The sequence below is a fragment of the Methylobacterium sp. TK26 genome (assembly GCF_055361565.1).
In genome coordinates this window covers 2,855,631-2,873,829 of the sequence record NZ_CM143965.1, presented here as the reverse complement: position 1 = coordinate 2,873,829, position 18,199 = coordinate 2,855,631, and the positions used below count along the sequence as shown (strand labels likewise).

The following is an 18,199-nucleotide window of genomic DNA, read 5'->3' as shown; positions in this document are numbered from 1 at the left end:
GGAGGGACGATTTCACTTAGAACTCCAGGCCACCCTCTCGGGCGGCCTCGGCCACGGCCTTGACGCGGCCGTGGTAGATGTAGCCGGAGCGGTCGAAGATCACCTTGGTGACTCCGGCGGCCTTGGCACGCTCGGCGAGGAGCTTGCCGACGGCAGTCGCGGCGGCGACATCGGCACCGGTCTTCAGGTCGCCCTTGAGCGACTTGTCGATGGTGGACGCGGCGGCCAGGGTCTGGCCCTTCACGTCGTCGATGACCTGAGCATAGATCTGCTTCGACGAACGGAACACCGAGAGACGCGGACGGCCATTGGCCGCCGCCTTGATCGCCCGACGAACGCGCGCCTTGCGCCGATCGAGGGCTTCGAGCTTACGAGACATCTTCGCCCTCCCTTACTTCTTCTTGCCTTCCTTGCGGAAGATGAACTCACCCTCGTACCGAACGCCCTTGCCCTTGTAGGGCTCGGGGCCGCGGTAATCGCGGATCTCGGCGGCGACCTGGCCCACCTTCTGCCGGTCGATGCCGGTGATGGTGATTTCGGTCGGCTTCGGGGTGGCGATGGTGATGCCTTCCGGCACGGCGTACTCGATGTCGTGGCTGTAGCCGAGCGACAGCTTGAGCGCCTTGCCGGCCATGGCGGCGCGGTAACCGACGCCGGTGATCTCGAGCTTCTTGGAGAAGCCGTTCGAGACGCCGGTTGCGATGTTGGCGATCTGGGCGCGCGAGGTACCCCAGAGGGACCGGGCGGGCTTCGACTGGTTGACGGGCTCGACCTCGATGGCGCCGTCCTTCATGGCGACGTTCACGAGGGTCGGAACGACGAACTGCAGTTCGCCCTTCGAGCCCTTCATCTTCACGGTCTGGCCCGTGACGGTGGCGGTGACGCCCGCCGGAACGGGAACCGGCTTCTTGCCTACGCGAGACATGGGATGTCCTCCTCCGTCCCGATCAGAACACGGTGCAGAGCACTTCACCGCCGACGTTGCGCTCACGCGCCTCGTGGTCGGCCATGACGCCCTGCGGGGTGGAGACGATGGTGACGCCGAGGCCGTCGGCCACGCGCGGCAGCTCGCCGACAGACGAGTAGACCCGGCGGCCCGGCTTCGACACGCGCTTGATCTCACGGATCACGGGCTTGCCGTCGTAGTACTTGAGCTCGATGGCGAACTCGGACCGGCCGTTGCCCAGCTCGGTCTGCGCGAAGTCGCGGATGTAGCCCTCGCGCTTCAGCACGTTGAGCACGCTCGCGCGCAGCTTCGAACCGGGCGTCTGGACGACATTGCGACGGCGCAGCTGGCCGTTGCGGATACGGGTGAGCATGTCACCCACGGGATCGTTGACCATGTGGGGACCTCCTTACCAGCTCGACTTGACGAGGCCGGGGATGAGCCCCCGGTTGCCGAGCTCCCGCAGCGCGATGCGCGAGATGCCCATCTTGCGGTAGTAGGCCCGCGGACGACCCGTGATCTCGCACCGGTTCCGGATGCGGGTGGCCGACGAGTTGCGCGGCAGTTCGGCGAGCTTCAGGCGCGCCTCGAAGCGCTCCTGCATCTCGATCGACTCGTTGTTCGCGATATCGAGCAGCGCCTTCCGCTTGGCAGCGAAGCGCTTCACGAGATCCTTGCGATGGTTGTTCTTCTCGACTGAGCTTTTCTTCGACATGTGTCTATCTCCAGTGTCCGCGTCTGACGTTCGGGAACGTCACTGCCGGAACGGGAACTTGAAGGCCGCGAGCAGTGCCTTGGCCTCGGCATCGGTCGTGGCGGAGGTCGCCACGACGATGTCCATGCCCCACATCTGCTCCGCCTTGTCGTAGGAGATCTCCGGGAACACGAGGTGCTCCTTGAGACCCAGGGCGTAGTTGCCGCGACCGTCGAACGAGCGCGGGTTCAGGCCGCGGAAGTCACGCACGCGCGGCAGCGCGATGGTGATCAGGCGGTCCATGAACTCGTACATACGCTGCTTGCGCAGCGTCACCTTGCAGCCGATCGGCATGCCCTCACGGACCTTGAAGGTCGCGATGGCCTTGCGGGCGCGGGTGATGACCGGCTTCTGGCCGGCGATGAGGGCGAGATCGCCAGCCGCCACCGAGGCCTTCTTCGAGTCCGCGGTGGACTCGCCGACGCCCATGTTGATGACGATCTTCTCGATCTGCGGCACCTGCATCGGGTTCTTGTAGCCGAACTCTTCGATCAGCTTCTGACGAACCACTTCGTCGTAGTGCTTGCGCAGCCGCGGGACGTACGCGTTCTTGTCGGCCTCAGCCATCGATCTGATCCCCCGTGCTCTTGGCGAACCGGACCTTGCGCCCGTCTTCGAGGATGCGGAAACCCACGCGGGTCGGCTTGCCGTTGGCATCCGCGACCGCGATGTTCGAGAGTTGGATGGCGGCCTCCTTGGAGATGATGCCGCCTTCCTGGTTCTGGGACTGCTTCTGGTGCTTCTTGACGAGGTTCACGCCGCGCACAAACGCCCGGCCTTCCTTCGGCAGCACCTGAATGACTTCGCCCGACCGGCCGGCGTCACGGCCCGTCAGCACGACGACCTTGTCGCCCTTGCGGATCTTGGCAGCCATCACAGCACCTCCGGGGCGAGCGAGATGATCTTCATGTGGTTGCGGGCGCGCAGCTCGCGCGGCACCGGTCCGAAGATGCGGGTGCCGATCGGCTCCTTCTGATTGTTGATCAGAACGGCGGCGTTCTTGTCGAACCGGATCACCGAGCCGTCGGCGCGCTTCACGTCCTTGGCGGTGCGCACGACCACCGCCTTCATGACGTCGCCCTTCTTCACGCGACCCCTCGGGATCGCCTCCTTGACCGACACGACGATCACGTCGCCGACGCCGGCATACTTCCGCTTCGACCCGCCGAGAACCTTGATGCACATCACACGGCGTGCACCAGAGTTGTCGGCGACGTCCAGATTCGTTTGCATCTGGATCACGTGCGTGACTCCTTCTCTCAGGCGGGTTTCCGCACGCGGGCGGTATTGCCCGGCGGACGACGCCTGATGGGGATCTGTGGTCCCCGGCTCATGTGAACGACCGCGCTGTCGGCGTCAGGGACGCCGGCGCGGTCACCGCGGTGGAACGGGCGCGAGGCCCATCCGAATTGTCGCGAAGGCCGGGGCCATACATCGGGTGGGCGAGAAACGCAACCGCTGGGGCCCCAGAAACAGGCCGCTTCCGAGGGGCGCCAAAGCAAGACGGCGCCGCCTCGGGTGAGACGACGCCGTCCTTACAGGAAGTCGGAGAATCGCCGCGAATCAGGCCGGCTGATCGAGGGGTTCGTTCTCGAACAGGAAGTCGTCGAGACTCGGGATCGTGACGGGAGCGGCCATGGCCGGCTTCGACAGGCGCCACGGGCGATCCATCCGCGCGCGAATCGCCTCCGACGGGCGAAGGCGGCGGCCGCGCCCATCCTCGCCCAGCTCCTCGATCGTCACGAAGCCGTAGACCTGCAGGCGTGAGGCGGTGAGCTTCGTCTCCCGGTCGTCCGCGCCGAGAACCATGGAGCCCAGAGCGTAGACCGTCTCCATCAGGACCCGCTGCTCGCCACGGCGGCGGAGACCCGACTCGCGCTCGGACATCGGCGGGGGAGCCGACACGCGGCGGAAGGGGACGACGTTGCTCGCTGCGACGCAACCCATACGCGACTATCCTCGAACACCACCCAGCGCGCCCGCCTCGGGCACACCGTCGATGCGGACAATTCGACGAATCGGATTAACCCCCCGTGGACTCCGTTTCGCTAGGACTGCCCCGATCCGGCACGGGCAGGGCCTTCCACAGGGCGGTCACTCTTCTTTAATGGCTCTCGGGGGTGCGTTTTTCCGGTTCCGGAGCATTGACCGGGGCGGGTGTTGCGTCTAGAAGCGCCCCACTTCGGTTGGCATTCGGCAGCCGACGGCCTGCGGGTTTGACCCGAACCGCCGTCCTCGCCCCCGACGCGACCTGAAGGCTCAAATCGCCTGACGCTTAAGTCAGATCCGTAGGTACGAACGCGCCTCCCGAGGCGCGATCCTCTGCCCACACCGCGCCGAGGGGCTTTGACTAGCCCTTCCGGCGCATATTCGTTTTGCGGACTGCTCCGGCAGTTCGGAAGGGACCGAGGAAGAGGGCACAGGATGCCGACGATCAATCAGCTGATCGCCCAGCCGCGGAAGATCCAGCGGAGCCGTAATAAGGTTCCTGCTCTGGACGCTTGCCCGCAGAAGCGTGGCGTGTGCACCCGCGTCTATACGACGACGCCGAAGAAGCCGAACTCGGCGCTCCGTAAGGTCGCCAAGGTGCGACTGACCAACGGCTTCGAGGTCATCGGGTATATCCCCGGCGAGGGTCACAACCTTCAGGAGCACTCCGTGGTGATGATCCGCGGCGGCCGCGTGAAGGATCTTCCGGGCGTGCGCTACCACATCCTTCGCGGTGTCCTCGATACGCAGGGCGTGAAGAACCGGAAGCAGCGCCGTTCGAAGTACGGTGCAAAGCGTCCGAAGTAATTTCTTCGGTCCGCAGACAGCTTTTCCACTGCCTGACAAGGATGCCGCCGGCCTTTCGCTCAAGGCGGCCTGCGTTAGGTGCTTAAGATCTACTCATTGGAAGTTAAGCCAATGTCCCGTCGTCACTCTGCAGAGAAGCGCGAGATCATCCCGGACCCGAAGTACGGGGACGTGGTGCTGACGAAGTTCATGAACTCGATCATGTACGAAGGTAAGAAGTCGACCGCCGAGAGGATCGTCTACGGCGCCTTCGACATCGTCGAGAACCGCGCCCGCGCGAACCCGATCGAGGTGTTCCGCGCCGCGCTGGACAACGTCGCCCCGATGATCGAGGTCCGCTCCCGCCGCGTCGGCGGTGCGACCTACCAGGTTCCCGTCGAGGTTCGTACCGAGCGTCGCCAGGCTCTGGCCATCCGCTGGCTCATCCAGGCCGCCCGTTCGCGCAACGACCGCACGATGGTCGAGCGCCTGTCGGCCGAGCTGCTCGACGCCGCGAACAACCGCGGCAACGCCGTCAAGAAGCGGGAAGACACGCACCGGATGGCTGAAGCCAACCGCGCCTTCTCGCACTACCGCTGGTAAGCGGCCCACCCGTCTCTCAGGAGCAGTCCGATGCCCCGCACGCACGCGATCGAGGACTACCGCAACTTCGGCATCATGGCCCACATCGATGCCGGCAAGACCACGACCACGGAGCGGATCCTCTACTACACCGGAAAGTCCCATAAGATCGGCGAGGTCCATGAGGGCGCCGCCACGATGGACTGGATGGAACAGGAGCAGGAGCGCGGCATCACGATCACGTCCGCCGCGACGACGTGCTTCTGGCGCGAGAAGCGCCTGAACATCATCGACACTCCCGGCCACGTGGACTTCACCATCGAGGTCGAGCGCTCCCTGCGCGTGCTCGACGGCGCGGTGTGCGTCCTCGACGGCAACCAGGGCGTCGAGCCGCAGACCGAGACCGTGTGGCGTCAGGCCGACAAGTATGACGTGCCGCGCGTCGTGTTCGTCAACAAGATGGACAAGATCGGCGCCGATTTCTTCAAATGCGTGGCCGACATCATCGACCGCGTCGCCGGTAAGCCGGTGTGCCTGCAGCTGCCGATCGGCGCCGAGAGCACCTTCAAGGGTGTGGTCGACCTGATTAAGATGAAGGCCATCGTATGGTCGGGCGAGGCGCTCGGCGCCAACTACGCTGAGGAAGAGATCCCCGCCGACCTGCAGGATCAGGCCGTCGAGTACCGCGCCAAGCTGGTCGAAGCCTGCGTGGAGATGGATGACGAGGCCATGATGGCCTACCTCGACGGCCAGGAGCCGAGCGAGGAGGGCCTTCGCAAGCTCGTCCGCACGGCCGTGCAGCGCCGCGCGTTCCATCCCGTGCTCTGCGGCTCGGCCTTTAAGAACAAGGGCGTGCAGCCGCTCCTCGACGCCGTCGTAGACTACCTGCCGTCCCCGGCCGATCGCGGCGAGATCAAGGGCATCGACTTCAAGACCGAGGAAGAGGTGGTTCGCCACCCGACCGACTCGGATCCCTTCTCCATGCTCGCCTTCAAGATCATGGACGATCCCCACGTCGGCACGATCACCTTCTGCCGCGTGTACTCGGGCAAGGTCGAGTCGGGCGCCAACGTCATCAACTCGACCCGCGACAAGAAGGAGCGTGTCGGCCGCATGCTCCTGATGCACGCCAACAACCGTGAGGACGTCAAGGAGGCCTTCGCCGGCGACATCGTCGCCCTGGCCGGCCTCAAGGACACCCGCACGGGTGACACCCTCTGCGACTCGCAGAAGGCCGTCATCCTCGAGAAGATGGAATTCCCCGAGCCGGTGATCGAGATCGCCGTCGAGCCGAAGTCCAAGGCGGACCAGGAGAAGCTCGGCATCGCGCTCTCCAAGCTCGCCGCCGAGGATCCGTCCTTCCGCGTCTCGACGGACCAGGAATCGGGTCAGACCATCCTCAAGGGGATGGGCGAGCTGCACCTGGACATCAAGGTCGACATCCTGCGCCGCACCTACAAGGTCGACGCAAATATCGGCCAGCCGCAGGTGGCGTACCGCGAGAAGCTGACCCGTCGGACCGAGATCGACTACACCCACAAGAAGCAGACCGGCGGTACCGGTCAGTTCGCCCGGGTGAAGTTCGTGGTCGAGCCGAACGAGCCGGGCGCCGGCTTCGCCTTTGAGTCGAAGATCGTCGGCGGCGCGGTGCCGAAGGAGTACATCCCCGGTGTCGAAAAGGGCCTCAACTCGGTCCTGACCGCCGGTATCCTCGCCGGCTTCCCGGTGGTCGACATCAAGGTGGAGCTGGTGGACGGCGCCTACCACGACGTCGACTCGTCGGCCCTGGCCTTCGAGATCGCGTCACGCGCGGCGCTCCGTGAAGCCCTCCAGAAGGGCGGCTCGGTGCTGCTTGAGCCGGTCATGAAGGTCGAGGTGGTGTCTCCCGAGGAGTACACCGGTTCGGTCATCGGCGACCTCAACTCCCGTCGTGGTCAGATCCAGGGCCAGGACATGCGCGGCAACGCCAACGTCATCAACGCGATGGTGCCGCTGGCCAACATGTTCGGCTACGTGAACCAGCTGCGCTCCTTCTCGCAGGGACGCGCCAACTTCACGATGCAGTTCGATCACTACGAAGAGGTGCCGCGCGGCGAAGCCGACAAGGTCATCGCCAAGTACGCGTAAGCTCCATCTCTTCGTCCAACCTCAATTCGAATTAGGAGGCTCTTATGGGCAAGGAAAAGTTCTCCCGCACCAAGCCGCACTGCAACATCGGCACGATCGGGCACGTGGATCACGGCAAGACGTCGCTGACGGCGGCGATCACGAAGGTCCTGGCGGAGTCGGGCGGCGCGACGTTCACGGCCTACGACCAGATCGACAAGGCGCCCGAGGAGAAGGCGCGCGGGATCACGATCTCGACCGCGCACGTGGAGTACGAGACCACGAACCGTCACTACGCGCACGTCGACTGCCCCGGCCACGCCGACTACGTGAAGAACATGATCACGGGCGCGGCGCAGATGGACGGCGCGATCCTGGTGGTGTCGGCGGCCGACGGCCCGATGCCGCAGACCCGCGAGCACATCCTGCTCGCCCGTCAGGTCGGCGTGCCGGCGCTGGTGGTGTTCCTGAACAAGGTCGACATGGTCGACGACGAGGAGCTGCTCGAGCTCGTCGAGCTCGAGGTGCGCGAGCTCCTGTCGAAGTACGACTTCCCCGGCGACGACATCCCGATCACCAAGGGCTCGGCCCTGATGGCGCTCGAGGACAAGGATCCGAAGATCGGCAAGGAAGCCGTCCTGAAGCTCATGGAGAGCGTGGACGCCTACATCCCGCAGCCCGAGCGCCCGATCGACCTGCCGTTCCTGATGCCGATCGAGGACGTGTTCTCGATCTCGGGCCGCGGCACGGTGGTGACGGGCCGCGTCGAGCGCGGGATCATCAAGGTCGGTGAGGAAGTCGAGATCGTCGGCATCCGCCCGACGACGAAGACGACCGTGACCGGCGTCGAGATGTTCCGCAAGCTGCTCGACCAGGGCCAGGCGGGCGACAACGTGGGCGTGCTGCTGCGCGGCACGAAGCGCGAGGACGTGGAGCGCGGCCAGGTCGTGTGCAAGCCGGGTTCGGTGAAGCCGCACTCGAAGTTCAAGGCCGAGGCCTACATCCTGACGAAGGAGGAGGGCGGCCGCCACACGCCGTTCTTCACGAACTACCGCCCGCAATTCTACTTCCGCACGACGGACGTGACGGGCGTGTGCACGCTGCCCGAGGGCACCGAGATGGTGATGCCGGGCGACAACGTGACCATGGACGTGGTGCTGATCGTGCCGGTGGCCATGGAAGAGAAGCTGCGCTTCGCCATCCGCGAGGGCGGCCGCACCGTCGGTGCCGGCGTCGTCGCCGCCATCAACGACTGATCTCGTCACATCAGAACCTGAAGGGAGGGGCGGGGATCCGCCTCCCCGCCCTCCCTCTCAAGGCCCGAAGGTCATGAACGGTCAAAACATTCGCATTCGCCTCAAGGCGTTCGATCACCGCATCCTCGATGCCTCGACCCGCGAGATTGTCTCGACGGCGAAGCGGACGGGCGCGCAGATCCGGGGCCCGATCCCGCTGCCGACGCACATCGCTCGCTTTACCGTCAACCGCTCGCCGCACATCGACAAGAAGTCGCGCGAGCAGTTCGAGATGCGCACGCACAAGCGTGTCCTCGATATCGTCGATCCGACTCCCCAGACTGTGGACGCGCTGATGAAGCTCGACCTCGCTGCCGGCGTCGACGTGGAGATCAAGCTCTGACCCTTTGAGGGTTAGAGCTTACCGTTTCACCGCGCGGGGGAGATACCTATGCGCTCAGGGGTCATTGCACAGAAGGTCGGCATGACCCGCGTCTTTACGGACGCGGGGGAGCATGTGCCGGTCACGGTGCTCAAGGTCGATCAGTGCCAGGTGGTTGCCCACCGCACGATGGAAAAGAACGGCTACGTTGCGCTGCAGGTTGGCGTCGGCAAGGCCAAGGTCAAGAACGTCTCCGCCGCCGAGCGTGGCCGCTTCGCGGTCGCCAAGGTGGAGCCGAAGAAGAAGCTCGCCGAGTTCCGCGTGTCCGAGGACGCGCTGATCCCGGTCGGCGCCGAGATCACGGCGGATCACTTCATCCCGGGGCAGTTCGTCGATGTGACGGGCACCACCACGGGTAAGGGTTTCGCCGGCGGTATGAAGCGCTGGAACTTCGGCGGTCTGCGCGCCACTCACGGTGTGTCGATCTCCCACCGCTCGATCGGTTCGACCGGTGGCCGCCAGGATCCGGGCAAGACCTTCAAAAACAAGAAGATGCCGGGCCATCTCGGCGTCGAGCGGGTCACGACCCAGAACCTGCGCGTCGTGCGCACCGATCCCGAGCGGGGCCTGATCCTCGTCGAGGGCGCGGTGCCGGGCGTGGCTGGCGGCTGGATCCAGATCCGCGACGCGGTGAAGCGCAAGCTCCCCGCCGACGTGCCGCTGCCGGGCAAGTTCCGTGAGAACGGTTCCTCCGCCGACGCGTCTCAGACCGCCCCCGAGGCCCCCGCGGCTGAGGAGACCGTGTGATGAAGCTGGATATCACCACCCTCGACGGAGCCGGAGCCGGCTCGGTCGACCTGAACGAAGAGATCTTCGGCCTGGAGCCCCGCGCCGACCTTCTGCAGCGCATGGTCCGCTGGCAGCTCGCCAAGCGGCGTGCCGGCACCCATGCCGTGCAGAACCGCTCGGACGTGAACCGGACCCGCAAGAAGCTCTACAAGCAGAAGGGCACCGGTAACGCCCGTCACGGCGCGGCGTCTGCGCCGCAGTTCCGCGGCGGTGGCCGTGCCTTCGGTCCGGTCGTGCGCGACCACAGCCACGATCTTCCCAAGAAGGTCCGTGCGCTGGCCCTGCGTCACGCCCTGTCCGCCAAGGCCAAGGCCGAGACCCTGATCGTCGTTGACGACATCAAGGTCGACAACCACAAGACGAAGGGGCTCATCGAGACCTTCGGCAAGATGGGCCTGTCGAACGCCCTGATCATCGGCGGTGCCGAGGTCGACGTGAACTTCGGCCGGGCGGCTCGCGCCATCCCGCAGATCGACGTGCTGCCCGTCCAGGGCATCAACGTCTACGACATCCTGCGCCGCGAGAAGCTCGTGCTCACGAAGGCGGCGGTCGACGCGCTGGAGGAGCGTTTCAAATGAGTGCCGATCCGCGCCACTACGACATCATCGTCTCCCCGGTCATCACCGAGAAGGCGACGAACCAGACCGAACAGAACAAGGTTGTCTTCCGGGTTGCCCCGAAGGCCACCAAGCCGCAGATCAAGGAAGCGGTCGAGAAGCTGTTCGACGTCAAGGTGACCGGCGTGAATACGCTCGTCACCAAGGGCAAGAAGAAGGTTTTCCGCGGGCTTCGCGGCCAGCGCTCGGATGTGAAAAAAGCGATCGTGACCCTGGCCGAAGGCCACACGATCGACGTCACCACCGGGCTCTGAGGACGGATTCGAGGACGAGCCGATGGCTTTGAAGACATTCAAACCGGTCACGCCGAGCCTGCGTCAGCTCGTGCTCGTTGACCGCCGTGAGCTCTACAAGGGCAAGCCGGTAAAGGCGCTGACCGAGGGCAAGAGCTCCTCGGGCGGCCGCAACAATCTCGGCCGCATCACCGTCCGCTTCCGCGGTGGTGGTCACAAGCGTTCGCTGCGTAACGTCGATTTTAAGCGTCGTGACCAGCTCAACGTGTCCGCGACCGTGGAGCGGATCGAGTACGATCCGAACCGCACCGCGTTCATCGCGCTGATCAACTATCCCGACGGCAAGCAGAGCTACATCCTGGCTCCCCAGCGGCTCGCCGCCGGTGACAAGGTGGTGGCCGGCGAGAACGTGGACATCAAGCCGGGTAATGCCGGCCCGATCGGCTCCATGCCGGTCGGCACGATTGTCCACAATGTCGAGCTGAAGATCGGCAAGGGCGGCGCGATCGCCCGCTCCGCCGGCAACTACGCTCAGATCGTGGGCCGCGACCAGGGTTACGTGACGGTTCGCCTGAACTCAGGCGAGCAGCGTCTCGTGCACGGCCAGTGCTTCGCGAGCGTCGGTGCGGTGTCGAACCCGGACCACATGAATATCTCGCTCGGCAAGGCCGGGCGGAATCGCTGGCTCGGCAAGCGCCCGCACAACCGCGGCGTGGCGATGAACCCGGTCGACCACCCGCATGGCGGCGGCGAGGGCCGCACCTCCGGCGGCCGTAACCCGGTCACGCCGTGGGGTGTGCCCACCAAGGGCAAGAAGACCCGGTCCAACAAGCGGACCGACGTCTTCATCCTGTCCAGCCGCCACAACCGCAAGAAGTAACCACCATGGCACGCTCTCTCTGGAAGGGGCCGTTCGTCGACGGCTACCTCTTCAAGAAGGCCGAGGCGGCGCGGGGTTCCTCGCGTTCCGAGGTCATCAAGATCTGGAGCCGCCGCTCCACGATCCTGCCGCAGTTCGTCGGACTCACCTTCGGCGTTCACAACGGCCAGAAGCACATTCCGGTCTACGTCACCGAGGAAATGGTCGGCCACAAGTTCGGCGAGTTCTCGCCGACCCGCACCTTCCCCGGCCACGCGGCCGACAAGAAGGCGAAGAGGCGCTGATATGGGCAAGCAGGCTACCCCCCGCGCGCTCCCCGAGAACGAGGCCAAGGCGGTGGCGCGCATGCTGCGCGTTTCCCCGCAGAAGCTGAACCTCGTGGCGCAGCTCATTCGTGGGAAGAAGGTCGAGACGGCGCTCGCCGATCTCCAGTTCTCCCGCAAGCGCATCGCCACCGATGTGAAGAAGTGCCTCGAAAGCGCGATCGCCAATGCCGAGAACAACCACGATCTGGATGTCGACGACCTCGTCGTCAGCCAGGCCTTCGTGGGCAAGGCGTTGGTCCTGAAGCGCTTCCACGCCCGTGCCCGCGGTCGCGGCGCGCGCATTCTGAAGCCCTTCTCGAACCTCACCATCGTGGTTCGCGAAGTCCGCGCGGCGGAAGCGGCGTGAGGAGGATCTGATGGGTCAGAAAGTCAACCCGATCGGTCTCCGGCTCGGCATCAACCGGACCTGGGACTCCCGCTGGTTCGCCAACAAGGGCGAATACGCGAAGCTCATGCACGAGGACGTCGCGATCCGCGCCGCCCTGACCAAGCAACTGAAGCAGGCGGCGGTCTCCAAGATCGTCATCGAGCGTCCGCACCGGAAGTGCCGCGTCACCATCCACTCGGGTCGTCCGGGCGTGGTGATCGGCAAGAAGGGCGCGGACATCGAGAAGCTGCGCAAGCTCGTCGGCACGATGACCAAGGCCGACGTGACCATCAACATCGTCGAGGTCCGCAAGCCCGAGATCGACGCCACCCTGGTGGCCGATTCGATTGCCCAGCAGCTCGAGCGTCGTGTCGCCTTCCGTCGCGCCATGAAGCGCGCCGTGCAGTCGGCCATGCGTCTCGGTGCCGAGGGCATCCGGATCAACTGCTCCGGTCGTCTCGGCGGTGCCGAGATCGCCCGTCAGGAGTGGTACCGCGAGGGCCGCGTTCCGCTGCACACCCTGCGTGCGGACGTGGATTACGGGACCGCCACGGCGTTCACGACCTACGGCACCTGCGGGATCAAGGTGTGGGTGTTCAAGGGCGAGATCCTCGAGCACGATCCGATGGCCCAGGACAAGAAGGCCCAGGAAGAGGGCGGCCGCTCCGGCGGGCGCCGCGAGCGCGACGGTGAGGGTGGTCGTGACCGCCCGCGTCGCGAGCGCGAGCACGCGTGAGGTAAGCCATGCTGCAACCTAAGAAGACCAAGTTCCGCAAGCAGTTCAAGGGCCGCATCCACGGTGCGGCCAAGGGCGGCTTCGATCTGAACTTCGGGCAGTTCGGCCTGAAGGCGATGGAGCCCGAGCGCGTCACCGCCCGCCAGATCGAGGCCGCCCGCCGCGCCATCACGCGTGAGATGAAGCGTCAGGGCCGTGTCTGGATCCGGGTATTCCCGGACGTCCCGGTCTCGACCAAGCCGACCGAAGTCCGCATGGGCTCGGGTAAGGGTGCGCCGGACTTCTGGGCCGCGCGCATCCACCCCGGCCGCATCATGTTCGAGGTCGACGGTGTCGCCGCCGACATCGCCCGCGAGGCCCTGCGCCTCGGCGCGGCGAAGCTGCCGGTGCGGACCCGCATCATCACGCGCATCGCCGATTAAGGAGATCGTTCGTGAAGACCATCCAACGCCATGCCGACCTGAAGGCGCTGTCCGCTGATCAGCTCTCCGATGAGCTGCTGAACCTCAAGAAGGAGCAGTTCAACCTGCGCTTCCAGGGGGCCACCGGCCAGCTCGAGAACGTCTCCCGCATCCGTGAGGTGCGGCGGGACATCGCCCGCGTGCGCACGCTGCAGCGTCAGCAGACGCTCGCGTCCGCCGCCAAGGCTTGAGGAGAACACCATGCCGAAGCGCGTTTTGCAGGGTGTCGTCGTCAGCGACAAGGGCGAGAAGACCGTCGTCGTGAAGGTGGAGCGTCGCTTCACCCACCCGGTGATGAAGAAGACCGTCCGCCGTTCGAAGAACTACCATGCGCACGACGAGGCCAATGCGGCCAAGGTCGGGCAGACGGTGTTCATCGAGGAGTGCCGCCCCTTCTCCAAGCTCAAGACCTGGAAGCTGGTCGAGGGCGAGGCCGCCACTCAGACCGAGGCCGGCGAAGCCGCCTGAGGCGCGGTCGGGCAACACGCTCGACCACGCTCCTTCCTCGGACCATGACGGCGAAGCGATCCCCCCGCGGGATCGCTTCGCCGTTTTGCGTTCTGGTGGCATTCGTCAGCTTAAGCGCCGTTGGGCCGCGTGGCGGATGGTGATGACCGTTATGCATTCCGCAAGCTCGTCCACTTGGTAGTAGATGAGGTAGGGGCGGCGCGGGACCGCGAGGACGCGCGTGTTTGGCGTAGTGCCCTCATGGCCGACGAGGTGTCCGACATGCGGAAACCGTGTCAGCAGGTCGAGCGTGGCGCGGATCGTCGTTTGAGCATCCTGCGCGGCGGCGGGATTCCGTTCGGCTAGGTAATCCGCGATCTCCGTCAGCCGCCTGACCGCGCGGCGGGAGAGTACGAGTTTCACGGGGTGAAGCGGCGGAAGGCGTCCTCGACCTCGGCGTCGCTGGCGATGTCGCCCCGCGCAATCTCAGCAAGTCCTGCCAGCACGTCGTCAAGATGAGTCGGATCGATGGGGGAGAGTGTCCCCATCCGGGCGAGCTCGAGCATCACCTGGGCGATGTCGTCCTGGGTCTCGGCCGGCATCCGGCGGACGGTATCGACGGCCTTCTCCAACAAGTCGGTCACGGCGCAGTCCATCCCTCCACGAACGGCAACGGCCCCGGATCATCTCCGAGGCCGCGCTATTCTCTCGAATACCCGAGACCACGGCAAGGCCGTGGCGGGTGAGGCTTACGCCTCGCCCGGGTCCAGATCGTCCTCGGTCGGCTTGGCGTTCTCGAGGATCTTCTCGGCGACGAGGCCGGAATTCTGGCGGATCATGCCTTCGATCTTGGCGGCGATCGCCGGATTGTCCCGCAGGAAGCCCTTCGAGTTCTCACGGCCCTGGCCGAGGCGCTGGCTGTCGTGGGAGAACCACGCGCCCGACTTTTCGACGATGCCGGCCTTCACGCCGAGGTCGATCAGTTCGCCGACCTTCGAGATGCCCTCGCCGAACATGATGTCGAACTCGACCTGCTTGAACGGCGGGGCGACCTTGTTCTTCACCACCTTCACGCGGACCTGATTGCCGATGGCCTCGTCACGCTCTTTGAGGGTCGAGACGCGGCGGATGTCGAGGCGCACAGAGGCGTAGAACTTCAGGGCGTTGCCGCCCGTCGTGGTCTCGGGTGAGCCGTACATCACACCGATCTTCATGCGGATCTGGTTGATGAAGATGACCATGCAGTTCGAGCGCGAGATCGAGCCCGTCAGCTTGCGCAGGGCCTGGCTCATCAGACGGGCCTGAAGGCCGGGCTGGCTCTCGCCCATCTCGCCCTCGATCTCGGCGCGGGGCGTCAGCGCCGCCACCGAGTCGACCACCAGCACGTCGATGGCGCCGGAGCGCACCAGCGTGTCGGTGATCTCCAGGGCCTGCTCGCCCGTGTCGGGCTGCGAGATCAGCAGGTCATCGAGGTTCACGCCGAGCTTGCGGGCGTAGACCGGATCGAGGGCGTGCTCGGCGTCCACGAAGGCGCAGACGCCGCCCTTCTTCTGGGCCTCGGCGATGGTGTGCAGGGCGAGCGTGGTCTTGCCGGAGGATTCCGGACCGTACACCTCGATCACGCGGCCGCGCGGCAGGCCGCCGACGCCCAGCGCGATGTCGAGGCCCAGCGAGCCGGTGGAGATCGTCTCGACTTCCTGCACCTTGTCGTTCTTGCCAAGGCGCATGATCGAGCCTTTGCCGAACGCCCGCTCGATCTGCGACAGGGCGGCGTCGATCGCCTTCGACTTGTCCTTATCAGCGGGGGGCATATCCAACACTTTCAGCGCGGGCTGGGCCATCTGGCGACGCTCCTTATGGAGAGGATGGGCGCCGATCACAACGCGCCCGCCGGAGCGATTTCGTACTCTATTTGTTCTCGTTCGGCAAGGGCGGGAACGGCGTTCCGAACCGCGGAACGCCGCGGGTTCTAACCTGTGATTGAGAACGCGAGCCGCGAGCGCGCAATCGCGCGTCAGGATCCGCGAATCATCGCCGGATCCTTCACGACGATCCAATCCTCCACGACGAGCGCGTCGAGGCCTGTCGTGTAGAACATGAGGATCGCGTCCTCCGCCGTATGGAGGATCGGCTTGCCCATTACGTTGAAGCTCGTGTTGAGCAGCACCGGCACGCCGGTCAACTCGCGGAACGCCTCGATGAGGGCGGCATAGGCGGGGTTGCGCCGGGCGGTGACGGTCTGGAGCCGGCCGGTGCCGTCCTCGTGGACGACGGCGGGCACCTTGTCCCGCACGCTGTCCTTCCAGACCAGCGTGCGCTCCATGTAGGGGCTGTCGGCGAAGTCCTCGAACCAGTCCGGGCCGGCCTCGGCGAGGATCGACGGGGCGAAGGGGCGGAAGGCCTCGCGGTATTTTACCTTGGCGTTCAGCGCGTCCTTGGCGCCGGCCGGGCGCGGATCGGCCAGGATCGAGCGGTTGCCGAGGGAGCGGGGGCCGAACTCGGCCTGACCCTGCACCCAGCCGACGAGGCCGCCGGCGGCCAGGATGCGCGCGGCCTCGCGGCTTACGGCGCCGTGGCCGAGGCGGCGGGCGCGGGGCTCCTGCTCGGCGAGGCGCTCCATCGGCGTGGTCGAGACCCGCGCGCCGAGATAGGGCGTCAGCGGCCGGGATTCCTCCGGCGGGCCGGACCAGCTGGGGTGGTCCTCCTGAAAGGCCAGCCACGCCGCGCCGACGGCGTTGCCGTCATCGGCCGGGGCCGAGGGGACATGCAGCCGCGTGAAGGGCGAGCGGCCGAGCACGCGGCCGTTATACGAGGAGTTCAGCCCGCAGCCGCCCGCGATCACGAGGTTTTCGGACGGGGCGAGGGCATGGGCCTCGGCGACGAGGACGTCCATGAGGGTGCCGAACAGGTCCTGCCCGCAGCGGGCGAGGTCCGCCCAGCCGTTTTCGAGGGCATCGGCGGGGCGGCGGGCCAGGAGTTCGGCGGCGACGCCGCGGATCGTATCCGCATCGGCGAAGCGCAGGCGCGTGCCCTCCACCCGGTAGAGGCGGGCGAGGATGGCGGCGAGGTCCGGATCGGGGCGGCCATAGGGAGCGAGCCCCATGATCTTCCATTCCTCGCCCTTCACCTGATCGAACCCGGCGAGGTCGGTGATGAGGCCGTAGAGGAAGCCCAGCGACCCGCGCCCGCGATGGCGCTTCACCTCCTCGATCCGCCCATCCTTGAGGCGGTGGATCGCCGAGGCGCCGGTCTCGCCCATCCCGTCGACGGTCACGGAGGTGGCCTCCGCGAAGGGGCTTCCCCACAGGCCGTAGGCGGCGTGGCAGAGATGGTGCGGATAGCGCCGCTGGCCGACGACCCGCGCGCGGGGTGGGCTGCCGCCGGTGCGCACGTCCTGGGTGAGGGCGAGCAGGGTGCCGAGGCCGGCGCGCTGCTGCGCGAGATGGAGGTCGGCGATGAAGACCCGCTCGGCCTGTTCGGGCACGAAGGACGCGTTGAGATCGACCGGATGCGCGGCCAGCGTCGGCAGGTCGAAGGTGCCGGCCTGGGCCTGCCCCTTCAGGAAACCGCTGAACTGCTCGCCCCAGGTGGAGGCGACGACGATCTCCGAACCCGGCGGGACGAACTCGCGCAGCAGCGGCGCGATGATCGCCGGGGCATCGGGCTCGCAATTCGGCGCCCGCTTGTATTGCAGGAAGCGCTCCGTCGCCTCGGCGAAGAGTAGCGTGCCGTCCGGCCCCACCAGGGCGAGGGCCGGATCGTGGAAGGTGGTCGCGAGACCGAGATAGAACCGCATCCGCGCGGGGTTAGCCCGCGCCGTTCCAGCGATCAACGGCCGAGGGCGGCGCGGATCAGGGCGAGGCCGTCCGGGCTCGACCATTCGGCCCCGCCCTTCATCACGCCGATGGTGCAGCCGGCACCATCGATCAGCAGCGTCGTGGGCAGGCCCGCCGAATCGGCGTGGCGCTGGACGGCGGGCAGGACGCGCCCGCCGGGATCGGCGTAGAAGGGCAGGTGGGTGATGCCCGCCTGTTTCAACCATTCCGCCGGCTTGTCGAGGTTGCGCGTGTCGACGTTGATCGCCACCACGTCGAAGTCCTTGCCGCCCATCTGCGCCTGGAGCCGGTCGAGGGCCGGCATCTCGGCCTTGCAGGGGGCGCACCACGTCGCCCACAAATTCACCAGCAGCAGCCGGCCCTTCATGGCGGCGAGGGTCGTCTCGGCGCCGTCGGGGCCCTTGAACGTCAGGTCGGGGGCGGGCTTCGACTGCTTCGGCGCCTGCATGCCGGCGACGTCGCCCCTGGCGGCGGCATCGACGCGCGTGAGGGCGGGGGCGGAGCCGGCGCAGGGGCCGGAGGCCATTCCCCCGTTGCCGCCCACGAGACCGCTCCCGTATAGGGCAAGCCCGGCAAGGCCGAGCGCCGCGAGGCCGGCGCCCGCGATGAGACCTTTGCGGACGGGCATCAGGCTTGCCTCTTGGAACTGGCGCGGCGCGGAAGGATC

At 66.3% G+C, this 18,199-nt stretch carries 28 protein-coding genes; 15 read left to right on the top strand and 13 right to left on the bottom strand.

What is annotated here, in order from left to right; translation table 11 throughout:
* Positions 1-16: 16 nt before the first annotated feature.
* The 8 genes from rplR to ACXJ1Y_RS13915 form a co-directional block, all read right to left on the bottom strand.
* Complete coding sequence (rplR, locus tag ACXJ1Y_RS13950; RefSeq protein ID WP_243952429.1) at positions 17-379, bottom strand: 50S ribosomal protein L18; 363 nt, start codon at positions 377-379, stop codon at positions 17-19.
* 12 nt (positions 380-391) lie between these two features.
* A complete protein-coding gene (gene rplF, locus ACXJ1Y_RS13945) occupies positions 392-925 on the bottom strand; it encodes a 50S ribosomal protein L6 (protein WP_243952431.1) in 534 nt (177 codons plus the stop codon).
* Positions 926-947: 22 nt separating this feature from the next.
* Positions 948-1,343: a 30S ribosomal protein S8 gene (gene rpsH, locus ACXJ1Y_RS13940; RefSeq protein WP_238248919.1), complete on the bottom strand. Its 396-nt coding sequence runs from the start codon at positions 1,341-1,343 to the stop codon at positions 948-950.
* 12 nt (positions 1,344-1,355) lie between these two features.
* Complete coding sequence (gene rpsN, locus ACXJ1Y_RS13935) at positions 1,356-1,661, bottom strand: 30S ribosomal protein S14 (RefSeq protein WP_463846821.1); 306 nt, start codon at positions 1,659-1,661, stop codon at positions 1,356-1,358.
* 39 nt (positions 1,662-1,700) lie between these two features.
* Entirely contained in the window at positions 1,701-2,267 is a 567-nt protein-coding gene (rplE, locus tag ACXJ1Y_RS13930) for a 50S ribosomal protein L5 (RefSeq protein WP_463846820.1), read from the bottom strand.
* On the bottom strand, positions 2,260-2,574 hold the full coding sequence (rplX, locus tag ACXJ1Y_RS13925; protein WP_238248916.1) for a 50S ribosomal protein L24: 315 nt from the start codon (positions 2,572-2,574) through the stop codon (positions 2,260-2,262). Before rplX ends, rplE begins: the two co-directional genes overlap by 8 nt.
* Positions 2,574-2,942: a 50S ribosomal protein L14 gene (gene rplN / locus ACXJ1Y_RS13920; RefSeq protein ID WP_010686182.1), complete on the bottom strand. Its 369-nt coding sequence runs from the start codon at positions 2,940-2,942 to the stop codon at positions 2,574-2,576. The genes rplX and rplN overlap by 1 nt, the downstream gene beginning before the upstream one ends.
* A 321-nt stretch (positions 2,943-3,263) precedes the next feature.
* Positions 3,264-3,647 (bottom strand): hypothetical protein, encoded by a 384-nt coding sequence (locus tag ACXJ1Y_RS13915; RefSeq protein WP_243952434.1) that lies wholly within the window; start codon positions 3,645-3,647, stop codon positions 3,264-3,266.
* 477 nt (positions 3,648-4,124) lie between these two features.
* Between ACXJ1Y_RS13915 and rpsL the strand changes: the two genes are divergently transcribed.
* The 15 genes from rpsL (at position 4,125) to rpsQ (ending at position 13,717) form a co-directional block, all read left to right on the top strand.
* The gene (gene rpsL / locus ACXJ1Y_RS13910) at positions 4,125-4,496 is read left to right on the top strand and encodes a 30S ribosomal protein S12 (RefSeq protein ID WP_007557568.1); all 372 of its coding nucleotides are present in this window, start codon (positions 4,125-4,127) and stop codon (positions 4,494-4,496) included.
* Positions 4,497-4,607: 111 nt separating this feature from the next.
* Entirely contained in the window at positions 4,608-5,078 is a 471-nt protein-coding gene (gene rpsG / locus ACXJ1Y_RS13905; protein WP_012319183.1) for a 30S ribosomal protein S7, read from the top strand.
* 30 nt (positions 5,079-5,108) lie between these two features.
* Positions 5,109-7,184 (top strand): elongation factor G, encoded by a 2,076-nt coding sequence (gene fusA, locus ACXJ1Y_RS13900; protein WP_463846819.1) that lies wholly within the window; start codon positions 5,109-5,111, stop codon positions 7,182-7,184.
* A 44-nt stretch (positions 7,185-7,228) separates the two neighbouring features.
* The gene (gene tuf, locus ACXJ1Y_RS13895; protein ID WP_463846818.1) at positions 7,229-8,419 is read left to right on the top strand and encodes an elongation factor Tu; all 1,191 of its coding nucleotides are present in this window, start codon (positions 7,229-7,231) and stop codon (positions 8,417-8,419) included.
* Between the two features lie 73 nt (positions 8,420-8,492).
* A complete protein-coding gene (gene rpsJ / locus ACXJ1Y_RS13890; RefSeq protein ID WP_238206654.1) occupies positions 8,493-8,801 on the top strand; it encodes a 30S ribosomal protein S10 in 309 nt (102 codons plus the stop codon).
* A 48-nt stretch (positions 8,802-8,849) separates the two neighbouring features.
* A complete protein-coding gene (rplC, locus tag ACXJ1Y_RS13885) occupies positions 8,850-9,587 on the top strand; it encodes a 50S ribosomal protein L3 (RefSeq protein ID WP_463846817.1) in 738 nt (245 codons plus the stop codon).
* Entirely contained in the window at positions 9,587-10,207 is a 621-nt protein-coding gene (gene rplD / locus ACXJ1Y_RS13880; RefSeq protein ID WP_463846816.1) for a 50S ribosomal protein L4, read from the top strand. Before rplC ends, rplD begins: the two co-directional genes overlap by 1 nt.
* The gene (locus tag ACXJ1Y_RS13875; protein ID WP_463846815.1) at positions 10,204-10,500 is read left to right on the top strand and encodes a 50S ribosomal protein L23; all 297 of its coding nucleotides are present in this window, start codon (positions 10,204-10,206) and stop codon (positions 10,498-10,500) included. Before rplD ends, ACXJ1Y_RS13875 begins: the two co-directional genes overlap by 4 nt.
* Before the next feature lie 22 nt (positions 10,501-10,522).
* A complete protein-coding gene (gene rplB, locus ACXJ1Y_RS13870; protein WP_238249991.1) occupies positions 10,523-11,359 on the top strand; it encodes a 50S ribosomal protein L2 in 837 nt (278 codons plus the stop codon).
* Between the two features lie 5 nt (positions 11,360-11,364).
* Positions 11,365-11,643: a 30S ribosomal protein S19 gene (rpsS, locus tag ACXJ1Y_RS13865; protein ID WP_012319190.1), complete on the top strand. Its 279-nt coding sequence runs from the start codon at positions 11,365-11,367 to the stop codon at positions 11,641-11,643.
* A 1-nt stretch (position 11,644) separates the two neighbouring features.
* Positions 11,645-12,031 (top strand): 50S ribosomal protein L22, encoded by a 387-nt coding sequence (rplV, locus tag ACXJ1Y_RS13860; protein WP_238206638.1) that lies wholly within the window; start codon positions 11,645-11,647, stop codon positions 12,029-12,031.
* 10 nt (positions 12,032-12,041) lie between these two features.
* Positions 12,042-12,788: a 30S ribosomal protein S3 gene (gene rpsC / locus ACXJ1Y_RS13855; protein WP_238206636.1), complete on the top strand. Its 747-nt coding sequence runs from the start codon at positions 12,042-12,044 to the stop codon at positions 12,786-12,788.
* An 8-nt stretch (positions 12,789-12,796) separates the two neighbouring features.
* Positions 12,797-13,210, top strand: coding sequence for a 50S ribosomal protein L16 (gene rplP / locus ACXJ1Y_RS13850; protein ID WP_463846814.1), 414 nt, complete (start codon positions 12,797-12,799; stop codon positions 13,208-13,210).
* Positions 13,211-13,221: 11 nt separating this feature from the next.
* Positions 13,222-13,440, top strand: a complete 219-nt coding sequence (gene rpmC / locus ACXJ1Y_RS13845; RefSeq protein WP_463846813.1) for a 50S ribosomal protein L29 — start codon at positions 13,222-13,224, stop codon at positions 13,438-13,440.
* Positions 13,441-13,450: 10 nt separating this feature from the next.
* A complete protein-coding gene (gene rpsQ, locus ACXJ1Y_RS13840) occupies positions 13,451-13,717 on the top strand; it encodes a 30S ribosomal protein S17 (RefSeq protein ID WP_243954713.1) in 267 nt (88 codons plus the stop codon).
* 105 nt (positions 13,718-13,822) lie between these two features.
* On the opposite strand, the gene ACXJ1Y_RS13835 is transcribed toward rpsQ, so the two are convergent.
* The 5 genes from ACXJ1Y_RS13835 to tlpA form a co-directional block, all read right to left on the bottom strand.
* Positions 13,823-14,119 carry a type II toxin-antitoxin system RelE/ParE family toxin gene (locus tag ACXJ1Y_RS13835; protein ID WP_463846812.1) on the bottom strand — a complete coding sequence of 99 codons (297 nt, stop codon included), beginning with the start codon at positions 14,117-14,119 and terminating at the stop codon, positions 13,823-13,825.
* On the bottom strand, positions 14,116-14,340 hold the full coding sequence (locus ACXJ1Y_RS13830; protein ID WP_463846811.1) for a hypothetical protein: 225 nt from the start codon (positions 14,338-14,340) through the stop codon (positions 14,116-14,118). Before ACXJ1Y_RS13830 ends, ACXJ1Y_RS13835 begins: the two co-directional genes overlap by 4 nt.
* Positions 14,341-14,445: 105 nt before the next feature.
* Positions 14,446-15,537, bottom strand: coding sequence for a recombinase RecA (recA, locus tag ACXJ1Y_RS13825; protein WP_342164322.1), 1,092 nt, complete (start codon positions 15,535-15,537; stop codon positions 14,446-14,448).
* A gap of 173 nt (positions 15,538-15,710) precedes the next feature.
* The gene (locus tag ACXJ1Y_RS13820) at positions 15,711-17,492 is read right to left on the bottom strand and encodes a carbamoyltransferase family protein (RefSeq protein ID WP_463846810.1); all 1,782 of its coding nucleotides are present in this window, start codon (positions 17,490-17,492) and stop codon (positions 15,711-15,713) included.
* Between the two features lie 32 nt (positions 17,493-17,524).
* A complete protein-coding gene (tlpA, locus tag ACXJ1Y_RS13815) occupies positions 17,525-18,160 on the bottom strand; it encodes a thiol:disulfide interchange protein TlpA (protein WP_463846809.1) in 636 nt (211 codons plus the stop codon).
* Positions 18,161-18,199 lie beyond the last annotated feature (39 nt).